This window comes from Bacillus sp. HNG, assembly GCF_003400205.1.
In the GTDB taxonomy this organism is placed as follows: domain Bacteria; phylum Bacillota; class Bacilli; order Bacillales; family Bacillaceae_L; genus Ferdinandcohnia.
The window spans coordinates 59,091-67,065 of record NZ_QUQV01000017.1; the positions used below are offsets into that span (position 1 = coordinate 59,091).

The 7,975-nt window shown below is 36.3% G+C and carries 7 protein-coding genes; all 7 read left to right on the top strand.

Annotation, left to right across the window (positions count from 1 at the left end; genetic code table 11):
• Window positions 1–93: 93 nt before the first annotated feature.
• Complete coding sequence (locus DZB84_RS21150; RefSeq protein ID WP_189655335.1) at window positions 94–1,194, top strand: GerAB/ArcD/ProY family transporter; 1,101 nt, start codon at window positions 94–96, stop codon at window positions 1,192–1,194.
• Complete coding sequence (locus DZB84_RS21155; protein WP_116354285.1) at window positions 1,191–2,666, top strand: spore germination protein; 1,476 nt, start codon at window positions 1,191–1,193, stop codon at window positions 2,664–2,666. The genes DZB84_RS21150 and DZB84_RS21155 overlap by 4 nt, the downstream gene beginning before the upstream one ends.
• Before the next feature lie 6 nt (window positions 2,667–2,672).
• Window positions 2,673–3,821, top strand: a complete 1,149-nt coding sequence (locus DZB84_RS21160) for a Ger(x)C family spore germination protein (RefSeq protein WP_116354286.1) — start codon at window positions 2,673–2,675, stop codon at window positions 3,819–3,821.
• 639 nt (window positions 3,822–4,460) lie between these two features.
• Window positions 4,461–4,958 carry a DinB family protein gene (locus DZB84_RS21165; protein ID WP_116354287.1) on the top strand — a complete coding sequence of 166 codons (498 nt, stop codon included), beginning with the start codon at window positions 4,461–4,463 and terminating at the stop codon, window positions 4,956–4,958.
• A 528-nt stretch (window positions 4,959–5,486) separates the two neighbouring features.
• Window positions 5,487–5,840 carry a hypothetical protein gene (locus DZB84_RS21170; RefSeq protein WP_116354288.1) on the top strand — a complete coding sequence of 118 codons (354 nt, stop codon included), beginning with the start codon at window positions 5,487–5,489 and terminating at the stop codon, window positions 5,838–5,840.
• Window positions 5,841–6,326: 486 nt separating this feature from the next.
• On the top strand, window positions 6,327–7,127 hold the full coding sequence (locus DZB84_RS21175; protein ID WP_116354289.1) for a phosphotransferase: 801 nt from the start codon (window positions 6,327–6,329) through the stop codon (window positions 7,125–7,127).
• A 242-nt stretch (window positions 7,128–7,369) separates the two neighbouring features.
• Window positions 7,370–7,819: a hypothetical protein gene (locus tag DZB84_RS21180; RefSeq protein ID WP_116354290.1), complete on the top strand. Its 450-nt coding sequence runs from the start codon at window positions 7,370–7,372 to the stop codon at window positions 7,817–7,819.
• The last annotated feature ends 156 nt before the right edge of the window (window positions 7,820–7,975 follow it).

Below are 7,975 nucleotides of genomic sequence, written 5' to 3' on the forward strand. Positions count from 1 at the left end.
GAGGCGGTCAAAATATCCCCTTTTTCGAAATACATATTTACATAATTTTTACCAAATAATATATGGAACATATGTGGATTTGGGTGGATGGTTATGGGATCAAATACAGATGATAAAATAAATGTCTTTTTAGGTCTTTTTATGATTATGTCGGCTGCAGGAATTGTTTCACATGTCATTGTCATTCCTGCGATTCTTGATAAGGCAGGCAGAGATGCTTGGATTTCCGTGCTTTTGATCGCTTTTTTATTTTTGGGATGGATTTTCATAGTGTATTGTATACAGCGGAAAACAAAACAACAGCATTTGTTTTTATGGATGAAGGAAAAAGGAAACAAGTTGCTAGCTTATTTCTTTGGCGCACTGGTTGCTTTATTCTTGCTGGCGGCCTCAACGGTTTCTTTTATCGATACTGTCTCATGGGCCTCTACGACCTATTTACCAAGAACTCCTCCTTTGGTTTTAAGTTTTTCATTGGCGGTTATATGTTTGTTGCCTGCCCTGAATGGGATAAGGAGTATTTCTGTCATTAATGGCATTTTGCTGCCAGCCGTTATCATCTTTGGGTTCATGGTAGCTATCGGTAATATCCCACATAAGGATTACAGGTTATTGCTCCCCCTTCTGGAAAACGGCTGGTTTCCTGCCTTAAAAGGCATGTTAGCAGCCGGAGCAGGTATTTTCGAGTTATTTCTCGTCCTTCTTTTTCAGCACAAAATAGCAGGAAAGTTCAAGCTTAGATATTTGTTTGTAACTGGTATTGTCCTTATTATCCTGACGCTTGGTCCGCTCATGGGGTCAATCGCTATTTTCGGACCAGAGGAAGCTTCCAAGCAGCGTTTTCCTGCCTATGAGCAATGGGCTATGCTAAGCCTGGGGAGATACCTTGAACACTTGGATTTTATCTCTATTTATCAATGGATGGTTGGGATATTTATTCGGATTTCCTTATCGATTTACTTAATCCCTGAGGTGTTCAACTTCAAAGGCAAAAAGAGGGTGACCATTCAGATTATTATAGGTTTGTTCCTAAGTGTAACGGTGCTGTTTAATCCTGTGGGCGATTTGGTATTTTTGACTTTTGTAAAAAACTATTTCCTTCCGATATCAACTCTTTTCATTTTTTTCTATACATTGACCCTATGCTTATATGTATTGTTTAAGTCTAAGAAAAAGGGGATTAGGACACAGTGAAGCATACTAAAGATAATCAAGAGGGACAATCGAAGGAGTTGGAAGAACTCGGTTTTGCCGGTGTATTGGACCTTTTCAAGGACTGCGATGATGTTAGCCATCAAACGATCGTAACTAAGAGAGGCTGTACTATGAACCTAGTTTATTGCCAGGGGCTTTACGATAAACGGAAATATGACACCATATTGATTCCTTCCCTTAAAAGGATCGTTGAGGAGTGCTCTAGTGAAGGATTGAACATGGGTGATTTCATAGAGCGGCTGGACATTCCTCCAAATAGTTTAAAAGATATAAAAGAATTGATATCAAGGATCTTCAATGGCGAAATTTTTATTTATATGAACAATCGAGTGTATTTTACGGTTGATATTTCTGATCACCCGAAAAGAAATCCACAGGATCCAAATACTGAGATCAGCATTAAGGGGGCAAGGGATGGCTTCGTAGAAGAGATTGGAGTCAATATCGCTCTTATACGAAAAAGACTGCGGACCAACAGCCTAGTATGCAAAAGCTATATTATTGGGGAACGGACACAGACGAAGGTGGCCTTGTTGTATGTAGATGATATTATAAACAAAGGCATAAAAGACGATATTCAAAAGCGCCTTTCCAGAATAAAAATTGATGGGATTGTAAACTCCAATCAATTAAAGGAGCTTCTGTCAGATTCAGGTTTTGATTTACTTCCAATACTGGATTATACCGGAAGACCAGATTTGGCTGTAGATTGTTTGCTGAGGGGAAGATTTTTAGTTTTGGTCGATGGAATTCCAACGATAGCCATTGGCCCAGGCAACTTAACCATGCTTTTTAAAAGTGCGGAAGATAATGAATATAACTTTTTGTATAACTCGTTTGAAAGGATACTGAGGTTTGTTGGCCTTTTCGTATCAACTTTTTTACCTGGAATATGGATTGCACTCATTACAATCCATCAGGACCAACTTCCTTTTACACTATTAGCGGTATTGGTGGAATCGAGAAAAGGTGTCCCGCTGCCTTCAGCAGTGGAAGCAACGATTATGCTATTATTGTTTTCTCTATTTCGGGAAGCAGGTTTAAGGTTGCCTGTAGCAATAGGACAGACCTTGAGTGTTATCGGGGGATTGATTATTGGTGACGCTGCCATTAGAGCTGGATTGACTAACCCTGCAATGCTGGTTGTGATTGCTACATCTGAAGTAGCTACCTATACCCTTGTCAATCTATCTTTGACTGGGGCGATAAGTGTTTATCGGTTCGTTGTCCTTTTACTGGCAGGCACTCTCGGATTTTGGGGAGTGTTCTTGGCTATTGCCCTTTTGCTTATATATACAGCACAGCTTCGTCCCTTTGGAATCCCTTATTTGGCTCCATTTACGCTGGAAGAGCCCAAATCCTTATTAAATATTTTCTTCAGAATCCCCTGGAAATGGCTCAAAACAAGGCCACGCTTTTTGAAACCCCAGGATTCTACTAAACAGGAGTGATACCTTATGTTAAAGAAGAAGTTAGCTGCAGTCTTAATGCTTCCTCTTTTGCTTTCAGCGTGCTGGGATAACAATGAAATTGACAAAGTGTTGTATATTCATGCCTTGGGAGTTGATTACAAGGAAGGGGAATACCAAGTATATGCCCAGCTTATAAATATAGGTGGCCTTGGAAGAAGTGAGGGCGGAGGAGGTATTCAAACCTCCCCTAGTACAGTCGGAATGGGAAAAGGAGATACGGTTGACAGTGCCGTTTTTGATTTTTATAAAAATGTGCCTCAAAGGATATTTTGGGGACACCTCTCTTCGATGGTTTTTACAGAGGATGCTTTAAAACAACAAAACATCGTGTTATCGGCCATGGATGTCATAAACCGGTATAGGGAAACCAGATATACAGTTTGGATTTCCAGCACAAATTCTTCGGTAAGGGATCTCTTGAATACTTTCCCTATACTTGGGTTATCACCAATGTTCACGAGACTTTCAGATCCAAGGACTAATTATGAGCAAAGTTCTTTCGTAGAGCCAAAAAGATTCCAAAAGTTCCTTATAGAATTAAATGAACCAGCCCACACCTCCGCGATTCCAATAATAGAGCTGTTAGATAATTATTGGCTAGAGAAGGATAAATCATTACCGGCTTACAGAATCAATGGGATAAATATTTATGGCAAGAACGGGTATAAAGGGAAGTTGGTAGGAGAACAAATAGAAGGTCTCAGCTGGATAAAAGAAGGGGAAAGAATCAGTGTTTTTCCTCAAAAGGACGGTCACCAGGCCGCTTCAATCGTATTTAGTAATGTAAAGACCAAAATCAAACCGAAAATCGAAAAAGGTTCGCTAACTTTTACAGTCGAAGTAAAAGCAAAAGGAACTATTACGGAGCTTAATCAGGAATTATCGGAAGCTGAAATCAATCAACTGGCAAAAGAACAGATCGCTTCCTATATAAAGACAACCTATCTTGCAGCAGTAGAAAAAGAGACTGACATATACAGAGTCACAGAGGCAATATACCGAAAAGACCCGCAATCATGGAAAAAAATCACTAACAATGGCCGAACATTGCCACTAACCAGTGAATCTTTAAACAAGATTACAATAAAATCCACAATCCAATCTTCAGGAAAACAAAAATTAAAAAAGACGTGAGAAAAATTTTGGTCGTTCTTTTTTATGGGTAAAGATGTTACCGGAGATTTTTTTAGAGGTTCTAATCTTTTTGATAAAATTGTTCTCTTTATGCTGCTCGATTTTCTATAATAAAGTAACATTGTGAACAATTACACTTAAATGAAACCACCTAATCGAATTTCGTTTCTTATTGCATTAATAGGTGGTATTTGAAGATCAAGATGCCGTAAATGGTGACTTCTTTTTTATTTAGAAACCGATAAGATTTCCGTACATAGGAATCTCGTGATTTAAGTCATGAGTGATTCAATGGTCATGATGAAGGAATAAAAGCTGGATGAGACGAATAAGTCATAGTGACCAAGGTTTTGTTGTATTCTCAAAATTAAAGAATGGAGTATTTCATTGAGAATATTTTTTGTTATATGGCCGACGTCAAAAGTTAGGTTATTTTATCGTCACCCGGGACTTTCGGATTACCCTGCCATATTGAAGAGAATTAGATGCTGGAGAGAAAGGTATACCCAATATGGAAGGGACCATTTGGATTTGGTTTTTACCTAATATTGGATTGATTAATTTATACTTTAGTCAGATTTCTCTTTTTCTTGTCTTTTAGCTTTGAAGGACTAAATTAAACTGTAAGGAGTTGGTTGTATGCAAGTTGTAACCAAAATGTTTTTAGAACAACTCGACATGCATTGGCGTGAGAATGATTGGTTTGCATCCTTGGATCAGGCGCTTCATGGAGTCAGCGCAGCTGAGGCAGCATGGACAAATTCGGGAATCAGTAATTCAATTTGGCAGATTGTCAACCACTTGATATTTTGGAATGAAGACGTAATCCATCGAATTAAGGGCACAGAGAATCCGCATAAGGCAGAAAACAATGAAGAAACCTTTGGAAACCCGGGAGATCCTGAAGACGAAATTGGGTGGGCACAGACAGTGCAGAGACTTAATGAAGTCATGAATAAATTAAAAACGGTCATTGCGGACCTTGACGATGAAAAGTTAAAAGTACCGTATGCAGCTAACAGGTACTCTATTGAGCGTTTACTTAGCAATATCATGATGCACGATACGTATCATGTTGGCCAAATTGTTCTTTTGCGAAAGTTGCAATCCTCTTGGAGTGGTGTTGATTGGTCCTAGATTTTCTGCATTATGGATGGCTAAACGGGTGTGTAGTCAAATAAATTAGAACGTATTTACACAGACATCTTTCGCATATTTCATTGTTCAACAGTCTGGCGCTTTTCTTAAATAAGCAGGCGTCTTTTTGTATGTACAACACATCTAGGGATTGATTTTAATGAGGTGTAAAACCAGAATGTGAATTCCTGTACTTAGAAGGGTGCAATACTAAAAAAGGCGATCATAATGTTCGCTTTTTCTTTTTTATATTTTCATATATATATGAAATATTATGTTAATACGGAAGTCACAGATTTTGTTTTACGTGGTTAAAAACCCTATTCCTTCATCATCCTTGGATAATTTGGTTTTGATTTTAAATCTGTTATCATTTTAGTCTAGCAAAAGATGAACAGGAGAATTAGTTGAAATATCCAAAAGGAGTTATAGAACCTTATTATATTGTGGTGTAATATAAAGGAGTTCTAAAATAAGAAGCAGAAAATTATATAGAGTTATAGGCCTTTGCCGAAGGATATTACGTTGGTGGTGATAAAAATTAAAACGCTCGCCTTATATATTTTTGGATTTGTTCGATTTGTTATTTTAGTTGTATCCATATTATTGAGTATATGGTTCTTCGTAGTATCTGTATTTTCAGGGATTGCAGCAATAGGAGAAACTCAAGAAGAGTGGGTTTATGTGTTAACACAATATTTATATTTTCTTGTTTGTGCTTTTTTAATAGGTTTGATGAATGAATTCGAAAAGAAAATAAATAAAGAGGATTATGATATAAGCACAAATATTTGGTTATTCGATTTATATTTACTTATATTAATAGCTCATTATGAATTACCTAAAAAACTATTAATGAAAATGATGCGGAGTTCAAAATAAAAAGCCAGGTCAAGTTACTTGGTTTTTGTGTTTGTTGTACTTATTTTGCTGCGTGGCCACCGAATGCTTTTTCACGAACGGATCAGATTAGTTGAAACATGATACTTTTAATTGTTCACGAGCGGAATTGCTCTATTCTTTTGAGGTATCACAAACAGACAGAATACTTAAATAACAATGTAATGTCATCTTTATTTATTTGGAAACCTTTGGTAATATCTAAAATAGAGATGTAAAGAAAGGGGAATCTATATTACACATGTGGATTACTTTGAAATGATTATCTAATTGGATAGAGAGACGATGGCGATTCCTATTGTTAAGGAAACGTTTATTTGTCTATCTTAAAACATTCAAGGGATTCATGGTGTGGACAATTAAATTCCCATTACCAAGCAAATACCTTTGTATATCTGCTTTTAACTATGGGTAAAAATACATCTCTATTGACACAATCATAGCGTCCCGATTTTTGGGGGAATTTAAATGACAAGTCAGTACGAAAAAGAAGAAATGCTAACAGGAGGAAATGTCTCAAATGTATATCGTTCCGGAGATACTGTACGACGAGAATTAAAGCCTGATAGTGTTAAAATTCATACATTATTGCAGCATTTGGAAAGTAAAGGTTTTGATTTTGCACCGAAGTTTTTAGGTATTGATGAAAAAAATAGAGAGATATTATCATTTATTGAAGGAGAAGCTGGTAATTATCCTTTAAAAAAATATATGTTGTCTAATGATGTATTAAAAGAAATAGTGAAGATGCTTCGTCTCTATCATGATGCTGTGAGTGATTTTCCGTTATCTGCTGAATGGAAACCGATGGATAATACTCCAGATAAAATGGAGGTTATATGTCACAATGATTTTGCCATTTACAACATCATTTTTAATCACGAAAGACCAGTAGGTATTATTGATTTTGATGTTGCTGCTCCGGGTCCAAGACTTTGGGATATAGCCTATACTCTTTACACTTGCGTTCCTTTAAGTAGGATTTATCACTCTGAAACAGGTGAGGCGGTTTATTATGATCCATCAACGGATGCCAACCGTATTAAACAAAGAGTTAAATTGTTTTTTGAATCTTATGGTATCGAGGGAATGGAAGAAGATTATTTAGAGATGGTATTGCTACGATTAGATGGATTATGTAAATACATGATAAAAAGAGCAAGTGAAGGCGACCATACTTTTCAAAAGATGATAGACCAAGGACAACTTGAATATTATCAAAAGGAAATTAAATTCATTCGTAATCATGGAAAAGAGTGGGTTTACTAAAAAAATGCACTTAATGAATAGTAATAGCGTCAAGCAGGTTTGACGCTATTTTTGTTATTGTCTAAAGGGGAAACATTTCTGTAATAAATAAATTTAATAAAAGATAAGTTTGTGAAGAAATGTACTTAAACACTAATGGGTGCGTTGTTTCAAGAAGGATTAATGCACTCTATTGTTGAAGTTATTAAACTAAAGAGGCAGTAGAGTTGAAGAAGGGTGTTAAAACAATAAGGGGGGAATTTATGAAAAAGTCTTTGATTACTTTAATTGTATTAGTTTTATTAGGTGTGGGGATTTACTTCATTATCGGATTAATTAATACTAATCCACCAGAACCAACCATATCTGTTGAAGGTAAAAAAGTAGAAGTGGCACAAGGTTCATATTGTTGGAACGGACTTATTAACTCAAGGTGTGTTGATATGATTTCTCCACCAGGTATTATTGAACATCATGAACTTAAACCTATTGTTATATCACCTGAATCTGAATTAAAAATAGAATTTGAAAAAGAACCTAATGCAAATACATTGGGAGTTAATAGATGGATTAACAATAACGAAGTGGAAGAAGTTTCGTTAAATAATAATGTTTTGATAGCACCAAAAGAAAAAGGTGTATATATTTACGATGTAAATGCAAGTTGGGAAAATGGAAGTTCGAGTTATGCCTTCGTAATTGAAGTTCAATAAGCAGACGTTCTTGTATTAACAGAGCAGGTTAGCATTCCTGTAGATCGTTATATATCAGGTTTGAAAAAAATAAAGCCCCTCAGTAAGATATGAGTATAGACACCACTCTAACTCAGACTCTTAAGGAGGAAGCCCTACTATGAATTTTAAAATGCA